25 protein-coding genes are annotated in these 21,914 nt (G+C 48.6%); 21 read left to right on the top strand and 4 right to left on the bottom strand.

Annotated elements, in window-relative coordinates; translation table 11 throughout:
• The 3 genes from Mcas_RS09170 to Mcas_RS16680 all read left to right on the top strand — a co-directional run.
• On the top strand, window positions 1-787 hold a 787-nt coding region (locus tag Mcas_RS09170; RefSeq protein WP_040335242.1), incomplete at its 5' end, for an ISAzo13 family transposase.
• 114 nt (window positions 788-901) lie between these two features.
• Window positions 902-1,762 carry a hypothetical protein gene (locus tag Mcas_RS09175; RefSeq protein WP_040335243.1) on the top strand — a complete coding sequence of 287 codons (861 nt, stop codon included), beginning with the start codon at window positions 902-904 and terminating at the stop codon, window positions 1,760-1,762.
• A gap of 272 nt (window positions 1,763-2,034) precedes the next feature.
• The gene (locus tag Mcas_RS16680; RefSeq protein ID WP_156033292.1) at window positions 2,035-4,368 is read left to right on the top strand and encodes an HD domain-containing phosphohydrolase; all 2,334 of its coding nucleotides are present in this window, start codon (window positions 2,035-2,037) and stop codon (window positions 4,366-4,368) included.
• A 242-nt stretch (window positions 4,369-4,610) separates the two neighbouring features.
• Here Mcas_RS16680 and Mcas_RS09185 read toward each other — a convergent pair whose 3' ends face one another.
• From Mcas_RS09185 to Mcas_RS17645, 4 genes are all read right to left on the bottom strand, one after another.
• A complete protein-coding gene (locus Mcas_RS09185) occupies window positions 4,611-5,210 on the bottom strand; it encodes a DNA methyltransferase (protein WP_052567085.1) in 600 nt (199 codons plus the stop codon).
• A 73-nt stretch (window positions 5,211-5,283) separates the two neighbouring features.
• On the bottom strand, window positions 5,284-6,096 hold the full coding sequence (gene cobJ, locus Mcas_RS09190; RefSeq protein WP_235203367.1) for a precorrin-3B C(17)-methyltransferase: 813 nt from the start codon (window positions 6,094-6,096) through the stop codon (window positions 5,284-5,286).
• Complete coding sequence (gene cobM, locus Mcas_RS09195) at window positions 6,065-6,802, bottom strand: precorrin-4 C(11)-methyltransferase (RefSeq protein WP_040335298.1); 738 nt, start codon at window positions 6,800-6,802, stop codon at window positions 6,065-6,067. Before cobM ends, cobJ begins: the two co-directional genes overlap by 32 nt.
• A 592-nt stretch (window positions 6,803-7,394) precedes the next feature.
• Window positions 7,395-7,559, bottom strand: a complete 165-nt coding sequence (locus Mcas_RS17645) for an AlbA family DNA-binding domain-containing protein (protein ID WP_162176293.1) — start codon at window positions 7,557-7,559, stop codon at window positions 7,395-7,397.
• Window positions 7,560-7,698: 139 nt separating this feature from the next.
• Here Mcas_RS17645 and Mcas_RS18170 point away from each other — a divergent pair, with 139 nt between their 5' ends.
• The 18 genes from Mcas_RS18170 (at window position 7,699) to Mcas_RS09295 (ending at window position 21,901) form a co-directional block, all read left to right on the top strand.
• Window positions 7,699-8,019 carry a hypothetical protein gene (locus Mcas_RS18170; RefSeq protein ID WP_156033293.1) on the top strand — a complete coding sequence of 107 codons (321 nt, stop codon included), beginning with the start codon at window positions 7,699-7,701 and terminating at the stop codon, window positions 8,017-8,019.
• Window positions 8,020-8,095: 76 nt separating this feature from the next.
• The gene (locus tag Mcas_RS09215) at window positions 8,096-9,382 is read left to right on the top strand and encodes a beta-ketoacyl-[acyl-carrier-protein] synthase family protein (protein ID WP_040335247.1); all 1,287 of its coding nucleotides are present in this window, start codon (window positions 8,096-8,098) and stop codon (window positions 9,380-9,382) included.
• 21 nt (window positions 9,383-9,403) lie between these two features.
• Window positions 9,404-9,754, top strand: coding sequence for a DUF4258 domain-containing protein (locus tag Mcas_RS09220; RefSeq protein ID WP_052567087.1), 351 nt, complete (start codon window positions 9,404-9,406; stop codon window positions 9,752-9,754).
• A complete protein-coding gene (locus Mcas_RS09225) occupies window positions 9,723-9,977 on the top strand; it encodes a YgiT-type zinc finger protein (RefSeq protein WP_040335248.1) in 255 nt (84 codons plus the stop codon). The genes Mcas_RS09220 and Mcas_RS09225 overlap by 32 nt, the downstream gene beginning before the upstream one ends.
• Window positions 9,978-10,055: 78 nt before the next feature.
• Window positions 10,056-10,502 carry an ApeI family dehydratase gene (locus Mcas_RS16685; RefSeq protein ID WP_052567088.1) on the top strand — a complete coding sequence of 149 codons (447 nt, stop codon included), beginning with the start codon at window positions 10,056-10,058 and terminating at the stop codon, window positions 10,500-10,502.
• Complete coding sequence (locus Mcas_RS09235; protein WP_200873672.1) at window positions 10,493-11,794, top strand: beta-ketoacyl-[acyl-carrier-protein] synthase family protein; 1,302 nt, start codon at window positions 10,493-10,495, stop codon at window positions 11,792-11,794. The genes Mcas_RS16685 and Mcas_RS09235 overlap by 10 nt, the downstream gene beginning before the upstream one ends.
• Window positions 11,795-12,070: 276 nt before the next feature.
• Window positions 12,071-12,586 (top strand): flagellar basal body-associated FliL family protein, encoded by a 516-nt coding sequence (locus Mcas_RS09240; RefSeq protein ID WP_040335249.1) that lies wholly within the window; start codon window positions 12,071-12,073, stop codon window positions 12,584-12,586.
• Window positions 12,583-13,551 carry a flagellar motor switch protein FliM gene (fliM, locus tag Mcas_RS09245; protein ID WP_040335250.1) on the top strand — a complete coding sequence of 323 codons (969 nt, stop codon included), beginning with the start codon at window positions 12,583-12,585 and terminating at the stop codon, window positions 13,549-13,551. The genes Mcas_RS09240 and fliM overlap by 4 nt, the downstream gene beginning before the upstream one ends.
• A gap of 27 nt (window positions 13,552-13,578) precedes the next feature.
• The gene (fliN, locus tag Mcas_RS09250) at window positions 13,579-13,884 is read left to right on the top strand and encodes a flagellar motor switch protein FliN (RefSeq protein ID WP_052567089.1); all 306 of its coding nucleotides are present in this window, start codon (window positions 13,579-13,581) and stop codon (window positions 13,882-13,884) included.
• Complete coding sequence (locus Mcas_RS09255) at window positions 13,881-14,159, top strand: FliO/MopB family protein (RefSeq protein WP_081853745.1); 279 nt, start codon at window positions 13,881-13,883, stop codon at window positions 14,157-14,159. Before fliN ends, Mcas_RS09255 begins: the two co-directional genes overlap by 4 nt.
• Window positions 14,140-14,787: a flagellar type III secretion system pore protein FliP gene (gene fliP, locus Mcas_RS09260; protein WP_040335252.1), complete on the top strand. Its 648-nt coding sequence runs from the start codon at window positions 14,140-14,142 to the stop codon at window positions 14,785-14,787. The genes Mcas_RS09255 and fliP overlap by 20 nt, the downstream gene beginning before the upstream one ends.
• Window positions 14,784-15,053, top strand: coding sequence for a flagellar biosynthesis protein FliQ (gene fliQ / locus Mcas_RS09265; protein WP_040335253.1), 270 nt, complete (start codon window positions 14,784-14,786; stop codon window positions 15,051-15,053). The genes fliP and fliQ overlap by 4 nt, the downstream gene beginning before the upstream one ends.
• A gap of 13 nt (window positions 15,054-15,066) precedes the next feature.
• Window positions 15,067-15,864, top strand: coding sequence for a flagellar biosynthetic protein FliR (locus tag Mcas_RS09270; protein WP_040335254.1), 798 nt, complete (start codon window positions 15,067-15,069; stop codon window positions 15,862-15,864).
• A 2-nt stretch (window positions 15,865-15,866) separates the two neighbouring features.
• Window positions 15,867-16,907, top strand: a complete 1,041-nt coding sequence (gene flhB, locus Mcas_RS09275) for a flagellar biosynthesis protein FlhB (protein ID WP_040335255.1) — start codon at window positions 15,867-15,869, stop codon at window positions 16,905-16,907.
• 140 nt (window positions 16,908-17,047) lie between these two features.
• Window positions 17,048-19,102, top strand: a complete 2,055-nt coding sequence (gene flhA / locus Mcas_RS09280; RefSeq protein ID WP_040335256.1) for a flagellar biosynthesis protein FlhA — start codon at window positions 17,048-17,050, stop codon at window positions 19,100-19,102.
• Window positions 19,092-20,318: a flagellar biosynthesis GTPase FlhF gene (gene flhF / locus Mcas_RS09285; RefSeq protein WP_040335257.1), complete on the top strand. Its 1,227-nt coding sequence runs from the start codon at window positions 19,092-19,094 to the stop codon at window positions 20,316-20,318. Before flhA ends, flhF begins: the two co-directional genes overlap by 11 nt.
• On the top strand, window positions 20,319-21,155 hold the full coding sequence (locus Mcas_RS09290) for a MinD/ParA family protein (RefSeq protein WP_040335258.1): 837 nt from the start codon (window positions 20,319-20,321) through the stop codon (window positions 21,153-21,155). It begins immediately after the preceding gene.
• A gap of 2 nt (window positions 21,156-21,157) precedes the next feature.
• Window positions 21,158-21,901 carry a sigma-70 family RNA polymerase sigma factor gene (locus tag Mcas_RS09295; RefSeq protein ID WP_040335259.1) on the top strand — a complete coding sequence of 248 codons (744 nt, stop codon included), beginning with the start codon at window positions 21,158-21,160 and terminating at the stop codon, window positions 21,899-21,901.
• Window positions 21,902-21,914 lie beyond the last annotated feature (13 nt).

Consider the following 21,914-nt stretch of genomic DNA (forward strand, 5'->3'; position numbering starts at 1 on the left):
GGGGTACAGTTTACAAGCGAACCGGAAGATACGTGAGGGTTCAGACCATCCCGACCGCGATGCTCAGTTTAGATACATAAACGAGCAAGTGGTTGATTTCCAACAGCGTCAAGAACCAGTAATATCTGTGGACACCAAAAAGAAGGAACTTGTAGGTGATTTTAAAAATGCGGGACGTGAATGGCAACCGATGGGACAACCCGATGTGGTACGGGATCATGACTTTGCCGACAAGGAACTTGGTAAGGTCAATCCCTATGGGGTATACGATCAAGGCGCAAATATAGGCTGGGTAAGTGTTGGTACAGATAACGATACTTCGGAGTTTGCAGTGGAAAGTATCCGCCGCTGGTGGCGTAAAATGGGGTGTGAACATTATCCCAATGCTAAAACACTTCTCATTACTGCTGATTGCGGGGGCAGTAATGGCTATCGTGTCCGTTTGTGGAAGGTTGCACTCCAACGTTTTGCAAACGAAACAGCTTTAAACATATCGGTTTGTCACTTTCCACCGGGAACCAGCAAATGGAATAAAATAGAACATAGAATGTTCTGCCATATAAGCATGAACTGGCGTGGTAAGCCTTTGACAAGCCATGAGATAATCGTAAATCTAATAGGTAGCACCACAACAAATAAGGGTTTAAAGATCAAGGCAGAACTGGATACAACTGCTTACTCAAAGGGAATTAAGGTGTCTGATGAAGAATTTGACAAAGTTAATTTAACTAAGGCTTCATTTCATGGTGAATGGAATTATACTATAGCACCTAATTGTTCAAGTTAATTATGGACAGTTACTAAGTATTTTGATATATTGGATAAACTATCAAGGCATTTCAATATTGCCGGTCCCTTATCAACGGTAAGTGTTCAACCTGATAAAATCTGAGAACTGTTTGTGGCAGATAGTGTTTATTTAGAAACAACTGCGTTAATAGATGGTATCCTAAAAGGGTGGTATCCTGAGCTATCTGATATTATAGAAAAAGCAAATGGCGTCTCAACTTCTCAATACTCAAAGATGGAGATAAAGAAAGGATTTCTTCACAAGTGGGTGTTGTTATATAATAAGGCGGTCAGGTGTAAAAGTTTTGAAGATATCTCTCTATTTATCTCTAACCTTACAAGCTCTCCTAATAGGTACTATTTGGGAGCCTGTGTAGATGCAGTGTCGATTTTTGAGGCGGATTACTCAAAAAAGAAGCCTTCAGAACTAAAAGGACAATATGCAGATATTAACGAGGGAGAAATACGATTAAATGCCTTTAAGAGTAATTTGAGGACTCAGATAAAGCTTTGTTTTCATAAAATATCAACACGTGTAAGAGAAACACATAATCCAATGCAGTGTTTTAAGGATTTGGGTGCTCCATTTTTGGAGAAAAAAATGTTTATAAATAAGCCGCTTAAATGTGATGAATCAAGAGATAAATGTAATATAACTCAATATATTCGGGACAATAAGGATGCCTTTGAAAAGATATTAAAAAAACTTGAGACCATTAAAGAGAAAGACAAGGAAACTACAAAGAGAATTAGGAGTCTCAAGGAAATATTAAAGCTGATCAATAATGACAGACCTATTAGCAATCATCACCAAAATCAAGGTCTCTGTTGGGACTGTACTGACGCTATACATGCAGTCATACCTCCTCATGATTCAACCCTGCTCACTCGTAATATACGTCACTTTGAACCAATTTGTGAGGCAATAGGGAGAAACTTCAAAGGATATTCAAGCCCCAAGATAGCCCCATAAACAGTTTCATATATTCCAACAACCACAAAATATTGGTCGCACTCCAGTCCGGCGTAGTCACATCGCTTAAACACAGTAACAATGTCATACTAAGAAAATATAAAAGTGGCTTAAATGTTGACAACCACGGTTGATTGTGGTACTACCAACTTCGGCGTCAGGGCAATCTATCCAAGAATGCGTGATATGTTGTATTATAGATATCGTATGAATAAACTGAATGTGCAGTTTTTACAGTGGTGAGCTATTACAAGAACATACTGGTGTCTTTTATGGCCATACTAGTGGTATTTGTATTCATCGTTGACGGCATACTGGTGATGCACAAGCGGATCAACTTCTACCAGAAGATGGAAGAACAACTACGGCACGAACTCAACACTGTTGGAATCGTTGTTGAGGAATCTATTGCATCAAATCACCTCGGGGAACTAAACACCATCCTGTCAAGGTGGTTTGATAACCATGGCGAGCTCCTCGAACTAAGGGTTGTCAACGACGCTAATACCATCGCTATCCTGCACAACCGTCTTAAGAACACCTACCTGCCAACCCAGCCGGTAATCGTTACCCACAAAGTCAAAGACATTGCCACCATTACAGCAACCCTGAACCCAAACGTTACCATGCCGGGATTGAAGATGTTGCTCTTGTTTATCGTTATCGGTTCTGTTCTGGCCATAGGCGTTATGGGGACGACCCTGTGGTGGTTGCTAAAAAAGAGGGACGCAGAGCACATCGAGCAAGACAAGCTCCACACGGGGTTGCATAGAGAACGCATCAGGCTATATAACATACTAAATTCCATAGAGGACGGTATCTGTGTAATCAACAAGGACTACGGCGTGGAGTTTATCAATAACTCAATTGAAACAGACTTTGGCCCGGCACAGGGCAGAAAGTGTCACCAATACTTCTTTGATGAGTCTGCCGTCTGTTCCTGGTGCATAATCAATGACGTCACAGATGGTAAGAGCATCCGCTGGGAGAAAAATGTCATCAAAAGCCAGAAAACATATGAGGTATACGAAACACTACTGAACTATAACGACGACACCGCTGAAAGACTCATGGTTTTTCACGATATAACGGGCCTCAAAAGCACGGAAAACAAGATAAAACTACACTTCGAAATACAGACCCTGACACACAGCATCCTGCAAATCTCTCTTAGGGACCTCTCCTTTTCCGAGCTGTTAAACAACATACTCAAGACCGTTCTCTCAACCCCCAAGCTATCGTTGTTGAGCAAGGGATGCGTCTACGTGGTCAACGACAATGCCCCCGATATGCTCACACTTGTGGCTGCCTACTCCTACAGTCTTGATCAGATGACCAAGTGTATCAACATCCGTTTTGGGGAGTGTCTGTGCGGCAAGGCGGCTGAAACTGGCCAGACCGTTTTTGCCGAAGACGTCGATCAACAGCACACGATCTCCTATGAGGGGTTGATTTCACACGGCCACTACTGTCTGCCGATAATATTTCAAGACAAAGTCGTAGGGGTCTTTAACGTCTATACTATAAAGGGGCAATCGAGGGATTACGATACCGAAGAGATGCTCAACGCAGTGGCCAATGTCCTTTCTGGCATCATTGTGCGCAAAAAGACTGAGGCGGCACTCCAGGAGCGGGAAGAACACTTCCGCAGCATTGTCCAGACAACAAGTAATGCCATTATCTCCATAGACACAAACGGTAACGTAAGTACATGGAACAACGGCGCTGCTCATATATTTGGCTACACCGCAGAGGAGATGCTATGTCAGCCTCTGACAAGGATTATCCCTGAGCGTTTCCGTCAAGCACACAAAAATGGACTGAAGGCAGCCGTTGATACAGGCATATCAAAGACCCTTGGCAAGACAGTAGATATCAGCGCCTTGAGGAAGGATGGAGAGGAGTTTTTCATAGAGCTATCCGTTGCCAGGTGGAGTGCCCGCACGGGTATATTTTTTACCGGCATAATCAGAGACATCACAAGACGCAAACAAAACGCCATTGAGCTTGAAAAAACGGTAGAAAAACTCCGTAAACTTACGGATGCCGTGACCCAGGCAATGGCTGCCGCAGTTGAGGCAAAAGACCCATACACTGCCGGACATCAACGCAGGGTTGCCGATCTCTCCCGTGCCATTGCGGATGAAATGCATCTGTCCCTTCAGCAGACAGAGGGCGTCAGGGTGGCGGCCACCATACACGACATCGGCAAGCTGACCGTACCTACTGAGATACTCAGCAAGCCTGGCAGACTAAAACCACACGAGCTTAGTCTCATCAAGGAGCACTCTCAGATCGGCTATGATATCCTCAGGGGGATAGAGTTTCCATATCCCGTGGCGCAGATAATCCTTCAGCATCACGAAAGACTAAACGGTTCCGGCTATCCTAACGGTCTCATGGGCGATGATATATATATTGAGGCACGGATCATCTGCGTGGCTGACGTGGTAGAGGCCATGGCCAATCACCGTCCATACAGGCCGGCACTGGGTATACAGGCCGCACTGGACGAAATAGGCCGCGGACGAAATTCTCTGTATGACTCAAATGTAGTTGACGCTTGTGTCCGGGTCTTCGGCAAGGGGTTTGTGTTTAAGGACTAAATTCAGACAAGGAGAGCAGGGCTATCCCCTCTTTTCACACTCAATTATCATGCCTGGAAAAGCCTGTATCATTTCAGTATAACAACATGAAATTAAAAATAGCCTCTTTTGAGAATTTCATCTTCAAGTGAAGAATATCTTCATATATGTTTTGTCCAAATCTATTACGAAATACCCTTTCCTGTCTGAGAACTAAATCAAGCCCCAATGCTCTATGCGCTATTTCACCCACAATTTCTCCATTATAGAACGCTATCCCACGTATTTGTGATTCTCTGCCCAGTATTATTTTTCTTAAAGAAATCCAGCAAAATAACAAATGCCTCAAATATCCTGGATTGCTCGTCATCCTTAATGTTATGAAGTATCTCAAGAGTTTTCTTTTTTACTGCATCATCACAATCTTCCTCAATAAGAGGCCTGAGAAAATTAGTTCCATAGTATACTCTGTTCAAGATATCTGTGATTGCAGACAGATATTGTTTCCTTAAATTTAAAGGGACATTCATATAGTGATAAAGCCTTGAAAGTAAAAAGGCAGATGGATTTATTTCAGTACCTGCTGCATTTATTCCTAGCAAACCAGCCTCATAAAGGGTTGTTCCGCTACCTAAGAATGGGTCGAATAGAAGCGTTTTATTATCAGCATACTTCTTGATTAACACATTAACTAACTGGGGAGAGAACTGCCCACTCCATTTTAACGGATTACTTCTAATCTTGTTTTCAATGTCAAGATCGCACTGCCTTATCTCTGATTTATCTATCGGCAGGTTTACTAAAACCCCGTTTAAATGAGACTTTCTCGCAATACGGTTTATCGAAATATTAACTGTATCCATATAAATTATGCGTATCCTCTTAAAAAAGCATGGTAAAATGGGGTCAAGGGGACTTCTTCATGGCCGGGGTGCCTCACCCCTCCCCTTGCGGGGGGTTCTGAGGGGGGGCAGAGCTGCCCCTTTCTTTCTTCTTTTTTTCTTTGTAACCGCGCGGGGTGACAAGAAAATCATTGATTCTGAGGGTCTGTGAGTTCCCTATTATTACTGTTGTGTGCATATCTATTTCGTAGTTGAGCATACGGCTCAGATCGGTTATCACCACCGACTCGCCCTCACGCATGGCAGCCTTTACTATGCCAACGGGGGTGGTCTCTGCCCTGTAGCGTAGGATTATGTCACGAGCGGTGTTGATGTGCATACTGCGGCCCTTGCTTTTGGGGTTATACAGCACGATAACGAAATCGGCATCCGCAGCCGCATGAAGGCGTTTCTCTATTAATTCCCACGATGTGAGGCGGTCTGAGAGACTCACACAGGCAAAGTCGTGCATCAAGGGTGCCCCCAGCCGCGCTGCACTGGCGCACAACGCCGGTACTCCGGGGACGATCTCCACGTCGATATCCCCTCTGCCATTTAGCAGCTCCAATATCAGCCCAGCCATGGCATAGATACCGGGGTCGCCGCTGCTTACAACCGCCACACTCCTGCCCTCTGCGGCAAGGTCTATAGCCTTCCGGCACCTGTCAACCTCCTGGGTCATGGCCGTGGAGTGTACCTCCTTGCCATCAACAAGGGCGTCTATCAACCCAACATATGTGGTATAGCCCACCACACACTCGCTCTGCCTGATCACCTCAAGGGCACGTTGTGACATGTGCTCAATCGCACCAGGGCCTATGCCAACTACGTATAGCTTACCGCCGCCTTTTTTGAAACTCTCCATCATATAACCTCGAACGTTTTGCTGTATCGGTCTTTAATGCCTCACCTACAAGGATGATGGCCGTTTTTGTAATGCCGGCGTCCTTTACAATGGCGGCTATCGTCCGGATAGTACCCTCAAACACCCGTTCTTGCGGCCACGACGCCCGTTCAACGACAACAACGGGGGTGTCCGCCGGATAGGACGTTGCCAGCTCCGAGACGACGGCTTCTATGTGCGCAATGCTCAGGAAGATGACCATCGTTGCCCTGTGTGTTGCAAGTGCAGAGAGTCGTTCACTGTTTGGCACTGCGGTGTTGCCCTCGATGCGCGTGACAATTACACTCTGACTGACCTCCGGGATGGTCAACTCCTGCCCTATGGCCGCCGCCGCTGCGCCAAGTGAGGAGACCCCGGGGACTACCTCATAGGCAATCCCTGCCGCCCTCAGGCGATGTATTTGTTCCGTGATGGCGCTATAAAACGAGATATCCCCGCTGTGCAGTCGCACCACCATCTTGCCTTCACGTGCGGCGTTCACCATCGTGTCAGTGATCTCCTCAAGGGGCATGTGTGCCGAGTCGTACACCTTCGCCTTCAGCCCCGTGACAAGGACGGGATTGACAAGGCTTCCGGCGTATATGACCACGTCGCATTCCTTCAGGAGCCGATGCCCCTTAAGCGTTATCAGCTCCGGGTTGCCAGGCCCCGCTCCAACAAAATATATCATACCACTACCTTTCATAAGCTAAAAAAAGTGAAGCGGCTCCGCCCCTCCCTCAGACCCACCCCGCAAGGGGACCAGTCCCCTTGACCCCATATAAAGTGCTACGTAATTTGTATGGGATAAAATCGAAATCTGCTATAGATATCTTTATTTTTAATATGAATTGTTGCATCATCACAACGATTGTCTGACGATAAACACTGTAAAAATCTGCTCTAATCCTCTTTACATTGATATTTATATTCTTATGCACAATCTACACACCTAAAATAAATGTCACCTTCACTATACTTTTGCACTTTAAAATAGAACTATGTCAAATGCTATCATATGGATAAAGATATTGTCAATCGTCAGTTTTAGATTACCAAATGAAGCATCCCTTCTGGTATGGGTGTATCTTTGTTGAGGTGGCATACTTTTATAGCTTTGGATTATTACTCAAATGCTGACCACAACCCAAAGGCATTGGCTATCCTGTTTATAATAAACTTACTGGTAGTCCTGCAGTGATAGTGATATTGCCATCCCCCTCCCTTTATGGGAGGGGTTAGGGGAGGGTGGTAAATTTACGATCATCACTACTTGTGCAGGACTACCGCTCTCCTTTTTCTTCCGGTACTCCATAAATAATATAACCACCTTTTGCATTTGCGAAAGCTGAAACATCCTTACATGTTTCACACTTTTGCTTCTCTTCACCATTAGTGCTGCACTGAACCTCAAAGTGCAGCTCCCCATTTGAGGATGCCTGCTTCAAATGGGGATATCTATCTCCAACCAAAAACTTATAAAGCCATCAGACAGGGTTGTTTCTGTCCTGGCAAAAATATTGCAATAACCTTGACAATTGGGTTTGTATCATTTTAAAATAAAATGAAAGGAGGTGCATATACGCTATGTTGACAAGGTCAATCATAACAGGCACGGTGCTTACGCTGATGTTGGCGATGCTGCTTATGCCAGTTGTCCCGGCAGTAGAGGCGTTTCCACCCGGACCGCATGCGTGGGGACCGCCAGGGCCAATGCATGTTGGACCACCGGGGCCACCTGACTTTGGTCCACCAGCTCCGCCGCCACACTGGGGACCACCGGCACCGGTATACGTTGAGCCACCCGGACCTCCGGCGTGGGGACCTCCGCCGCCTTATCCGGGCGTAGGAGTCTCAATATCGCTGCCGGTACCGATCGTATGGGGCCACTTCCATTTCCGTCCATAACGCCCCGCAACGTGGCATGTACCAGTATGATGAGGAGGTTACTGCCTCTCTGAGTGGGAGCAGGAAAGGAGCGTAGATGGGGACGCAGGTCAGGGCAGTGCTAACGGCAACGGGTGTTGTAAGTGCCATGGGTGACAGCGCTACAATGGTATGGGAGGCGTTGTTGGCCGCAAAATCGGGCATTGGCCCGATAAGGGGATTCGATGCAAGCACCTTTGCGTGTAGCACTGCCGCCGAGGTAAGGTCTTCGGCATTGCAGCAGTTGGGGATCAATCCCAAGGAAACCCGTATTATGAATACACACTCCTTCATGCTGATGAAGTGTGCTATAGAGGCTTATGAAAAGGGGGGGATTGGGTTGAGCGGCATTCCCCCCGAAGAGATCGGTTTTTATGCAGGTCTGGGGATGGTTGACTATGAGGTAGCGCAGATACTGCCGGCAGTTGTCAAGTCTCTGATGCCCGATGGTAAGGTTGATTACAGGGCTTTCTATACAGGCGGTTACAGGGAGATATATCCCTTGTGGCCGTTGTCTATGTTAAACAACATAGCGCTGTCTCAGGCGGCCATAAGGTTACAGATAAAGGGCGAAAACGTAGTGTTCTCACCACATGCCGACTCCGGCGCTCAGGCATTGATCGAGGCAGTCAGGACGGTGGCAGAGGGCAAGGCCACAGCCGTAGTTGCAGGAGGGGTAAGCGAAAAGGTCAATCCATCGAGCATTGCACGGGGGCTTAACATGGGCTACCTTAGTTCCGGTACGCTGTCTCCGTTTGGTGCAGGCCGCAGCGGGACAGTCCCGGGTGAGGGGGCGGCAATGTTTGTCATCGAACGTTTATCCACGGCCCGTGAGAGGGGGGTTATGCCTCTTGCCGGTGTGTATGGCTGGGGCAGTGCGTTTGAGCATAATCAGTTACAAGACGGCGAGGATTTTACCGGCCCCACTGCCGAGGCGATATCCGCATCAATGACTGCGGCACTAAAGATGGCTGCACTATCCCCCAAAGACATTGACGTCGTCATCGCACACGGCGATGGCACTCGCACAGGAGACAGCAATGAGTGTCAGGCAATCAACGGGGTCTTTTCAGAAACGTTGTCAACCCTCAAGGTGTATGCCTCAAAGGGTGCCCTGGGACATCTGCTTGCGGCGGCTCCGGCACTTGATACGTTTATCGCCTCGTGCATCCTCAGAGAGGGCATCATACCGCCAACCGTAAATGCAACACCCGTGGATAGCGAGGTCGGCTTCGATCTGGTGGTTGACAGTCCCGCAAAGATACAGGCCAGGCGAATTATGATCAACGCCCACAGTTGTGAGGGACAGGCCGTATCGATCATCGTGGGCAGCGTGGAGGTGTAGATGTGAAATTAAGGTACTATCTTGCTTAGAGAAGAAAAGGAATTATTTATCAGACAAAAGGCAAATGAACATATACCATACATGAATGAAAGAATTTTCTGGTCAATGCACGCATTAAGGAAATTAAGAATAGAAGGATTTAAGAAAAATGACGTTGAGGGACTACTAAAGGAATGTACTTTAGTTGAAGACTATATGATGGAAGGAAGACCGCTTCCCGGATGTCTGGTGCTTGGCTATGTTGGTATAAGCGTCGTTCATATAGTAGTTGCCATTGACAAAGACAATGATAGAATACTTATAATAACACTTTATAAACCTTCTGGTGATAGATGGGAAAATGATTGGAAAAGAAGAAAGTTTAAAAGCTAAAAGATGTCCTTTATGTGGTGGTAGTATACGTGAGGGGCAAACTATTGCTCATTTCTTTATCAGGGATAAGATAATTATCATAAAGGATGTCCCTGCCGAGGTCTGCCTGGACTGTGATGAGGCATATATGGCAAGTGGCGTGGTTGGTGAAATTGAGTGTATTCTTGACAGACTTGAAGATTTGCACTCTGAAGTATCAATAATTCACTTTAAAGCGGCATAGATGTGTTATAAGTATATGGGCAAAAGTTTTTATATAAGCATGGGATTGAATAATAATTATTGGTAGGTAGCTATAGGCATGAGGTTTTTATTTTACGACAGGATTACTGAGATCGAAAAGGGTAAGAGGGTCAGCGGTGTTAAGGCTTTTGCCCTGTCGGAGGAGTTTCTGAGGGGACACTACAGCAAGCAGGCGATTATTCCGGGGGTGATATTCATCGAGGCAATGGCACAGCTCCTGGGATGGTTGATCATATACACGCACGACTTCAGGCTTTCTGCAATAATGTCGCTGGTTGAGGGCGTCAAGGTGACTCCGATGCTGAGACCTGGACTGACAGCGCAGATACAGGGGCAGATCGTATCGACCTCCAAGCGGGATTCACTTGGAAAGGCCTGGGTGCTTGTTGACGGCAAGGAGGTGGCCTCGATGCAGCGCATAATATTCAGTCACTTTCACCGTGTAGACCCCGATGAACTAAAGAGGCGCTTTGAGTACTACAGCGGCCTGACACCATGGACATGAGCCGTCAGCGTGTCGTAGTCACGGGCCTGGGAATGGTTACTGCCCTGGGGCTTGACGTTGAGACCAGTTGGCAGAAGGCCCTCGATGGCGTGTGCGCCATAGGGCGAGTTGTGGGGGTACCACACTCCCCCGTACAGGCCGTAGCCGAGGTCAGTGAGACGGATTTCCTTGCCATCAGCGAACGATTTAAGGAGGATGCCCTCAGGGAAGGCGAACGCAGGACGATATTTGCCCTGCAGGCGGGCTATAGCGCACTGACCGACGCCGGTCTGCTTCAACAACCGGGGCAGCGATGGCGGATGGGGGTCTCTCTTGCCGCCGGGCTTCCCCTGAACAGGCTGGAGGACATGGCTCCATGGGTAACCGCACAGGGGCAGTTTGACATTGCCCGGTTTGGCAGACAGTGCGGTCAGGTATGCAATGATGGCATTATGCGAAACAACTCCAACCGTGCTGCCGCCGTTGTGGCCAGACGCCTGAAACTCCGGGGACCAAACTGCACCGTTACAACGGCGTGTGCATCGGCCACCCAGGCCATTGGTACGGCCTTCAGGATTATACGCGATGGCGAGGCCGACGTCATGGTCTGTGGCGGGGCGGATTCGATGATCAATCCGGTGGGATTGGTCTTTTTCGTCCTCCTGGGTGCAGCATGCACGACAACGGACAGGGTGGAGGAGGCATGTCGCCCCTTTGATCGCAGGAGATCGGGATTGGTCATGGGCGAGGGGGCGGGGCTGGTAGTCCTCGAGGAGGAGTCTCACGCACGGAGGCGAGGGGCACGGGTGTATGCCGAAGTTGTAGGGTATGCCTCCTCACTGGATGCTTATCAGGTGACGGCTCCACCGGCAGATGGCGCCGGGGCAGTGGCCTCGATGTCCGGTGCCCTGGCCGATTCGGGGTTGTCTCCGCAAGATATCGACTACATAAACGCACACGGTACCAGCACCAAACTCAACGACAAGGCCGAAACACTCGCCATCAAAGAAGTCTTTAAAGAACACGCACATCAGTTGGTCATTAGTTCGAGCAAATCGGTCTTTGGACATCTGTTGGCCGCTTCCGGTGGACCCGAGTTTGTCTTTACCGCCCTGTCAGTGTACACGGATGAGATACATCCCACCGTAAACCTCACACAACCCGACCCCAAATGCGACCTCAACTATGCACCAGGTCGAAAGGTCTCCTACAAGGGGCAGACATCCCACGGGAAACTGGTAAGGGCCGCACTAAGCAATTCATTTGGGTTTGGAGGCCAAAATTCGTCGATTGTTATAAAAAAATACCGCTAAGACAATGAAAAACTAAAGATTCCAGGGCAATCGTAGCGGAGCCGCCCCTTTCTTTTCTCTGGAAGAAAGGGCAAGTTGAGAAAACATCAACACTGTCAATAAATTGACACTATATTGACACTGCTTTGTATAGACTTGGCTGACAGGCGCTCTGTTTTTTTTTGCTTATACAATGGGTACGTTATTTGATAACAGGTAGGTTATTTTGCTATAATGATATATTAAGGAGTTACTTTAAATAAGTTGCTTCAATGTTAGTTAGGAGGGTTTGATTTAATGGCTGAAGAGCGCGATGACAGTGTAGAGACAACACCGGCAGATGAAAAGAAGAAGTCGAAACTAAGTACAAAGTTAATAATCATAATAGTCGGTGTTCTGCTGATCTTGGGAGGAGGAGGGTTTCTTGCGTACACGAAGCTGATGGGCAAGAAAAAAGAAGGTGCGGGACAAGAGGCTAGTGGCGGCCACGAGGATAAGTCCAAGCATGAAGAAGGTCCTATTGCGCTTGTACCACTTGATCCATTTGTGGTGAACCTCGTCGATGCCGGAAGGTACATGAAGTTAACGGTGCAGTTGGAGATAGCCTCAAAGAAGGACGAGCCTTACATTAAGGACAGATTGCCTATGCTAAGGGATGCCGTAGTGTTCTTGTTAAGCGGTAAGTCGCTGGAGGCGGTGTCGGGTTCCGAGGGTAAGATGCAATTGAAGGACGAGATGTTGTTCAAGTTCAACCAGACCATCGGCGGCGATATGATAAAGAACGTTTATTTTACGGATTTTGTAGTGCAATGAACAAGATACTTTCACAAGACGAAATAGACGCCCTGTTAAAGGGAGTACAGGCAGGCGCCATTGAGACGGAAGCGGGTGCTGCAGATGATCTCGATGCCAAGATATACGATCTCACAAGTCAGGAGCGTATCATCCGAGGGAGGATGCCGGGGCTTGAGATAGCCAATGAGCGATTTGCGAGGTTCTTCAGGAACTCCATCTCAACCATCATCATGAAGTTTGTCGATGTTAACATACACGGTGTTGAGATGATGAAGTTCAGTGAGTTTATGAAGACGTTGCCGTTGCCCTCCAGTATTAACATATTCAAGATGGAGCCGTTGAAGGGTTATTCACTGTTTGTGATAAGTGCCCCTGCGGTATTTGCGTTTGTGGAGTACTTTTTCGGGGCAACGACGGCACGCAATACGAAGTCCGAGGGTCGGTATTTCACGCCCATAGAGCAGCGGATCATCAAAAAGGTGGTCAGCATGGTGCTCAAGGACTTTGCCCTTGCCTGGCGGGGTCTTGCCAACGTCCAGCCCGAACACGTGGGGTCTGAAATGAACCCGCAGTTTGTCACAATCGTGACCCCCACAGAGGTTATTATCAAGGTAGAGGTACACATAGAGGTGGAGGACTTCACCGGCAAGATGTACTTCTGCATCCCATACTCGATAATAGAGCCTGTCAAGGAGAAACTGTACTCTGGCATACAGGCCGAAAAGATGGAAACCGACCAGCGGTGGGTCAATCGCCTCAAGGACATACTAACTGAGTCCTACGTGGAGGTCAGCGTGGACCTGGGCAATGTGGAGCTTACGGTGGATGACCTGCTGCACATGCGTCAGGGGGACGTAATCAACCTCGGGAAGTCTCTGACGGATGAGTTGATATTTAAGGTTGAGGGGATACCAAAGTTCCGGTGTACCACGGGCGTGAGAAAAGGTACCCAGGCAGTAAAGATACTAGGCACCATTACATAGACAAACGATTTAAGGAGGCTTTAAAGCATGGATGTGTTTCAGGAGTTTGAAGGCGGCGGCAGTGAGGAAGGATTCAGGGACATAAAGTTTCTCCTTGACATACCACTTACGGTCACTGTAGAGATAGGCAGAACCAAGATGTTGATCAACGACCTCCTGCAGTTGGGGCAAGGCTCTGTCGTGGAGCTTGACAAACTGGCCGGGGAACCGTTGGAGATGCTCATCAACAATAAAGTCATTGCAAGGGGTGAGGTGGTAGTCGTTAACGAAAAGTTTGGCATAAGACTCACGGATATCGTTAGCCCTACAGACAGACTAAAGCAGTTGAAATGATGGACGTCCTGCTTCAGATGTTGCTGGCCCTTGGCGGTGTAGTCTTTCTCATATATGGCATTGCATATATGCTGAAGAAAAGACAGAAGAAGGTCGGTCTGATAAACATCCTGGAGTACGTCTCTCTGGGCCCGAAAAAGGGGATAGCGGCTGTAAAGGTTGGTGCGGAGGTGTTGATCGTCGGGGTTACACCTACTGATTTCAGGCTCCTTACGACCCTCAGTGGAAAAAGCATCCCAGAAAAGGAGGCCTGCGATGAACAACAACGTATTTAACATAGACCATCCGCTGATATCGATGTTTGTCCTTATCAGCTTCCTGTCGGTGATACCGTCAATGCTTGTGATGTTTACGTCCTTTACGCGGGTAGTGATCGTATTGTCGTTTCTGAGACAGGCCATCGGCGGACAGCAAATCCCACCAAACGTTGTGGTCATCGGCCTGTCAATCTTTATAACCATGCTCATAATGACCCCCACGCTGGACGTCCTGGCAAAGGACTCCCTGACCCCCCTGCTTGATAAAAAAATAACCCTCGGAGAAGCCTTTAAACGCGCCGAAGAACCCGTCAAGGGCTTCATGCTCAAACAGACAAGACAAAAAGACCTGGCCTTGTTTCTAAGACTGTCAAAGCTGGATACACCGGACAAGCCAATGGATACACCGATCAAGGTGGTAGTGCCGGCATTTGCAATCAGCGAACTCAAGACGGCCTTTGAGATGGGCTTTTTGCTGTATCTGCCCTTTATTATAATAGACATGGTGGTGGCCAGCGTGATGCTCTCCATGGGTATGATGATGGTGCCACCGGTAATGATATCGTTGCCCTTTAAGCTCCTGCTGTTTGTGCTCGTTGACGGCTGGAACCTCGTAGTGGGTACGCTGATACGGAGCTTCCAATGACCGTAGAAATTGTAAGGGACATCTCCGGCGATGTGTTCAAAACACTCTTGATGGTGGCCGGCCCAATGCTCATGGTGAGCATGGTGGTAGGACTGTTGGTCAGCTTCTTTCAGGCCATCACACAGATACAGGAGTTTACGCTGACCTTTGTACCCAAAATACTTGCCGTCTTTGCCTGCATCTTCCTGCTGATGCCGTGGCTGGCCAGGACAATGATCACCTTCACGGTCAACCTCATAGAGAAACTGCCACAATACGCTAAATGAAAAGTATATCGATATGAACATAAACATGAATATGAACATTATAGAGCTGCTCAACTCCGAGCTTGTCTCAAAGCAGATAGGCATCTTTGTGCTGATCCTGCTAAGGACAAGTATCTTTATGGCAATGATGCCGCTCTTTAGCAGCAGCAACTCACCGGCACAGTTTAAACTGGCTATAGCGGTCGCCCTGGCCTTTGTGTTGACACCTGTAATACACTTCGAAATAAAGGCCGGTGGCAACTATTTCAGCCTCATAGCACGTGAGATCATACTGTCCATGCTCCTGGGCGGGGCAGTGAGACTGGCCTTTGTCGCCGTAAACATGGCAGGACAGATGATTAGTAACGGCATGGCACTCTCTATAGCAACCAGCTTTGACCCGGAGTTTGGTCAGTCGGCAGAGGTCTCCAGGTTGCTTGGCATCCTGGTGTCTCTGTTGTTCTTTGCCATGGACGCACACCACGACCTCATATACATATTTGCCAAGAGCTTCGAAGTCGTACCGCCGGGACAGGTAAATATCGATAAACTTATGATATACGGGATGTTTGGCGGCCTCAAGGTCTTTGTCATTGCCATCAAGCTGGGGGCACCGGTGATGATCGCAATGGTGGTGCTGAACTTCCTGCTTGGATTTCTGTACAAGGCCTCACCACAGATAAACATTTTCTTTGTGAGCTTTCCGCTGTTTATCATCGTGGGTTTTACGGTTATGCTGCTGTCCATACCGCCCTTTTTCCAGGTAGTAAGCAGCGTATTTGAAAACCTGAGATATGAGATGCACAAGATACTGGTCATGGGCAAAGGGTAGGGATGCCGGAACAAGACGAAAGATCAGAACAAGCCACGCCGCGACGGCGGCAGAGGGCAAGAGAAAAAGGACAAACAGCCAAAAGCCGTGAGGTCACTGCCCTGGCAGGGATGGCTGGCGTCTTGTTAGTGGTGCATTTTGGCGGTACCTACTTCTATAACAATACGTCAGATGTGCTCACCAAGTTTTTCTCTCTGCAATACGGCATGGACCCCTTTACGGCTACGAGGGTTGCCATGGTTAAGGTTATAACACTGCTTATGCCGTTTTTTATCGCCGTCATGACCCTGGCAGTGTTTTCGGACGTTGCCCAGGTAGGGTTCTTCATGAAACCCATGGAACTCAATCTCTCCAAGCTCAACCCTCTGGAAGGACTCAAGAGGTTGTTTTCGTTTAACGGTCTGATAGACTTCCTGAAGTCTTTGCTCAAGTTCCTGGTTGGCGGAATTATCTTCTACCAATTGATCAAACATGATATCCGGGAGCTGCCCAACGTCTCGATGATGGAGATCAGGCAGATAGCCTCTATATCCGTCGATTTCCTGAAGGAGGCACTCTTGTATGGTTTTTTGTATCTGTTCATAGTTGCAGCCGTGAGCTATGTTTTTGAGAGATGGCGGTTTGAGAAGTCCATCAAGATGAGCAAGGAAGAGATAAAAGAAGAATTTAAGGAAACCGAGGGCGACCCCAAGATAAAATCGAGGATAAGGAGCATCCAGAGAGAGCAGGCAAGAAAACGTATGATGGCAGAAGTGCCCAAGGCCACCGTGATTATAACCAACCCCACACACCTGGCCGTCGCCCTCCGATACAAGGAACGTGAGATGATCGCCCCAAAGTTGATCGCAAAGGGCAGTGGATACATCGCCGAACGACTCAGGGAGATCGCCAAGGAAAATGGTATCCCGGTAGTGGAGGACAAACCCCTGGCCAGGACGTTGTTTAAACTCGAACTCAATACTTTCATTCCACCCGAACTATACAAGGCGGTTGCAAAGATATTGGCCTATATATTCAAACTCAAGGGGGCGGGGGCGGCATGAAAAATACATCCCCCTCCCTTTTATTCCCTCCCACAAGGGGAGGGATATTAGGACTATGGCAGAGACTCCCCTCTTTATGGGATGAACCTCTGCATATATCCCCCTCCCTTTATGGGAGGGGTTAGGGGAGGGTGTCAAGCATGGATAAGGTGATGAAGTTTGTACTGAAACTGTTAAGAGAGCGTGCCGAGATTATAGTCTCCGTTGCCGTTGTTGCGATCCTGGGTGTAATGCTCCTGCCGTTGCCGCCGATCCTGCTTGACATGTTGTTGTCGATATCGATAGCACTTGCGGTGGTGATAATTGTAACCAGTGTGTATGTGCAGAAACCGCTTGACTTTTCGGTATTTCCGACCCTGCTGCTGATAACCACGCTGTATCGCCTGGCGCTCAACATTGCCACAACGAGATTGGTTCTGTTAAAGGGACACGAGGGCATAGAGGCAGCCGGTACGGTCATCATGTCCTTTGGTAACTTCGTGGTTGGTGGCAACTATGCCGTGGGTCTGATCATATTCCTGATCCTGGTGATCGTGAACTTTGTAGTTATCACAAAGGGTTCGGGCAGAATAGCCGAGGTTGCGGCAAGATTTACCCTCGACGCCATGCCCGGTAAGCAGATGGCTATAGACGCCGACCTAAACGCCGGCCTGATAAACGAAAAGGACGCCAGACGCAGACGTGAAATCATATCCCAGGAGGCAGACTTCTACGGCGCTATGGACGGAGCCAGCAAGTTCGTCAGAGGTGATGCCATAGCGGGTCTTATCATAACGGCCATAAACATAGTGGGCGGTCTGATAATCGGAGTGCTGCAGAGGGGATTACCCATAGTGGAGGCACTCAAGACCTATACGATCCTGACCGTCGGTGACGGCCTTGTAACACAGATTCCTGCGCTGCTGATATCGACAGCGGCAGGTATAGTGGTCAGCCGTGCCGGTAAGGACTCCGACATGGGCCAGGACATAGCCCAGCAGATATTGATAAACCCCAAGGCATTGTTTACGGCCTCCGGGATTCTGTTTGCCCTTGCCATGGTGCCCGGTTTGCCACATCTTCCGTTTATACTCATAGCGGGTTCGGCGGCCGGTTTTGCCTACCTGGTAAGTTCAACAACCAAGAAAGAGGCGGCAGCGGCAGCAGGCCCCACGGAGACCACTGCGGAGGAACCACGTATTGAGTCCTTCCTCGAGCTTGACCCCCTTACCCTGGAAATAGGCTACGGGCTTATCCCGCTGGTGGAGGAGACCAAAGGTGAACTCCTGTCCAAGATAAAGGCAATGAGAAGACAGTTGGCCAAGGAGATCGGCTTTGTCATCCCCCCCGTGCATATACGGGATAACTTGCAGTTAAGACCCCATGAGTACAGCTTTATGATCAGGGGCATAGAGATAACGCGCAACGAGGTCATGATGGGCTACTGGCTGGCCGTGGCCCCCGACGAGTCTGAAAAGATAGAGGGCATCCCCGCCAGAGAACCGGCCTTCGGACTACCAGCCTACTGGATCGATGAACCAACCATCCAGCGGGCACAGGTGGAGGGCTACATGGTCGTGGATACGCCAACGGTGATCGCCACTCACCTGACCGAACTTATCAGGAAATCCAGTTGGGAGCTCCTCAGCCGCTCCGAGGTACAAAATATCCTAGACAACGTCTCCAAGACCTATCCCAAACTCGTAGATGAACTGATCCCGGCCCACATCACCCTGGGCGGGGTTCAACGCATCCTTCAGGGATTGTTGAGAGAAAGAGTACCCATTAATGATATAATAACTATACTGGAGACCGTGATCGATTACGCACCATCGGTAAAGGACACGGAGATGCTGACAGAGCTGGTGAGACAGGCGTTGTCTCGACACATCACCAAGCAGTACTCAACCCAGGAGGGCAACGTGCCAGTCTTTACGCTGGACCCCCGGTTTGAGACGATGCTCTCCAGGAGCGTGCAGACGGGAGAGGCCATAAATCCCGACGTCGTAAACAAGATAGTGAGAGGGATTGAAAACCTGGTAAACAGCGACAACTTTAAGGGCGTGCAGCCAGTGATACTGTGCTCCTCTCACGTAAGGAGATATTTAAGGAAACTTGTGGAGAAATTTATACCATCGGTGGTGGTGCTGTCTAATGCAGAGATTTCCTCTACGGCAAGACTATACTCATTAGGAGTGGTAAGGTATGAAGATTAAGAAATATCAGGCTAAGACCTTTGCCGAGGCCCTTGTACTGGTCAAAAAGGAACTCAGCGAGGACGCCATAATCCTCTCAACAGAGGAAAAAGGCGGAGACACCCCTTTTGTCGAAGTAACAGCGGCCGTTGACTACGACATCAACAAGATAAGGCCCATCAAAGACAAAAGGGAGATGCATAAAGACCACCTCAGAAAAGACAGCACCGGTAAAGCAGCCCCCGTTAAACCCACACCGACAGAACCCCCGGCCCCCGTACAAACTCCACAGAGTGCGCAGGAGAAGTCCCCCAAGGAAGACCCACCGGCAAAAACAGTTACCCCCGCACCAGACCCAAAGGTGAAAATAGCCGAAACCTACACGGCCGACTTCAAACTCCTGGTTAAACGACTCACCGAAGATATCAAGGGCGAGATAGAAAGCCTCCGGGACACCCTCCAGGATATGAAAAATCTCGGCTACGAAATGGCCCTTCCCCCCAAGAAGCGAATGTTGTTATACTTTCTGAGGGAGAGGTCAATAAGAGAGGAATATGCTATACTCTTATGTGAGAAGGCACGCGACGTAAATGACGTGCTGCCGCTGTTACTTGGTAACTTAAAGGTGAAAAAACGCGGCAGCGATATGAAGGCCATAATGCTCCTTGGCCCCACGGGCGTTGGCAAGACCACCACCGTTGCCAAGCTGGCAGCCAACTCGATAAAGGAAGGCAAAAAAGCGGCTATAATAAACCTCGATACGTACAGGATAGGTGCCGTAGAACAGGTGAGAATATACGCCAGAATACTGGGTATACCATTGTCGGTAGTGACAAACACAAAGGAGCTCAAAAGCAACCTTATGAGATATGCAGAGACCAAAGACGTTATCTACATAGATACCACGGGCAGAAGCCCAAAAGACGAGGAATACCTTGAGGGCATAAACGACATATGTCAGACTGAGGTGCCCCTTGAGTTGCACCTTATTATGAGTGTCAACAGCGACGACGAGTTTTTGACGGAGGCATACAAGTACTACAGGAGACTTCCCATAAACTATCTGGGCTTTACCAAGGTGGATGAGGCCGTGAGGTTTGGCTCCATTTACAATCTTTTGATGACCTATCAGAAACCGATAGCGTATCTGACCACGGGTCAAAAGGTCCCCGACGATATAGAGTTTGCCACGGTAGACCTGCTGGCAAACCTGATACTCAAAAAAGGGGTGCTGTAGATGGCTATTTTAGGACAAACCCATGTCAGGACCATAGCCGTAGCCAGCGGCAAGGGGGGCGTAGGTAAAACCAACGTGGTTGCAAATCTGGCCATAGCACTCCAAAAGGAGGGTTGCAAGGTGCTGATCCTGGATGCCGACCTGGGGTTGAGCAACATAGACGTGCTGCTGCATCTGGCACCAAAGTACAACATCCAGCATGTGCTTGATGGCGAAATGAAGCTCAAGGATATCATGGTAGAGGGTCCATACGGGATCAAGGTACTGCCTGCCACCTCCGGGGTACAGGAGATGACTTCGCTGGATGAGTTTCAGCGCCTTAGATTCCTTGAGGAGTTTGAGTCACTTGAGGAAGATATAAACGTGCTCCTGATAGATACGGCGGCAGGGATATCGGAAAATGTGGCATTCTTCTGTATCGCAGCCCAGGAGATAATCATCGTGACTTCGCCCGACCCCACTTCCATTGCCGACGCCTATGCGTTGATAAAGGTACTCTATACGCGGTACCAGGAAAAAAGCCTCAACGTCCTCGTAAACTCCGCCGAAGACGAAACCGAGGCCAAGGAGGTATTTAAGAGACTGTTGACGGCGGCGGAGAAGTTCCTGCACATATCGCTGGATTACCTCGGATTCATCCCCCGCGACAATGCCGTGGTCAAGGCCGTGAGGGCACAAAAGGCCTTTGTCGAAGCCTTCCCCGATAGCAAGGCGTCCAAAAAGGTTGCCAGCCTGGCTACAAAGATACTTAGCAAGTCAAAGATAAGGGTCAAGGGGTCGCTGCAATTCTTTATAGGCAATCTACTGTCATCATCCTCTGAGACGGTAAAGAAGTAGTAATGGGTACAAAGGTCTATAAGACTGAAATCAGCAACGATCAGAGGGAGGAGGTAATAAAGGATTTCCTGCCGTTTATTAAATATACCGCATTTAGGTTGTTAAACCGGATACCGCCTCAACTGACCGTAGACGACCTCATAAGCGTTGGAATTATAGGACTCCTGGATGCCCTGGAAAATTACGACTCAAAAAAATCTAAACTCAAGACATTTGCCGAGTTTCGGATCAAGGGGGCAATGCTCGATGAACTCAGGAACTTCGATACGGCCTCAAGGTCGCTCAAGGAAAAGGTCTGCGAACTCAAAGGAGTGTTCGTAAACCTCGAAAAAACACTGGGCCGGGCACCCGAGGACGAAGAAGTGGCAGCAGAACTCAAAATATCCCTGGATGATTACTATAAAATACTCAAAGACGCTGACAGTGTGATCACACTGAGATTTGAGGACTTCAGCGGTAAACTTGCCGGTGGTGAGGATCTCAACATGGTAGACAACATCCCGGATACCTCCGGCAAGGACCCGCTTACCCAACTGATAGAGCTGTCCCAGCGTAACACCCTCGCCCGTCTGATAGATGATCTGCCGTATAAGGAAAAAATGGTACTGTCGTTGTATTACTGGGACGAACTGACAATGAAGGAAATCGGCAAGGTACTCAGCCTATCAGAAGGGAGGGTGTGTCAGTTACATAGTCAGGCAATACTGCGGATGAAGGCAATGCTTACGGTCAACAATCCCCTCTGAGATGTAAAAAAAA

This window comes from Candidatus Magnetobacterium casense (assembly GCF_000714715.1).
GTDB classification, from domain to species: domain Bacteria; phylum Nitrospirota; class Thermodesulfovibrionia; order Thermodesulfovibrionales; family Magnetobacteriaceae; genus Magnetobacterium; species Magnetobacterium casense.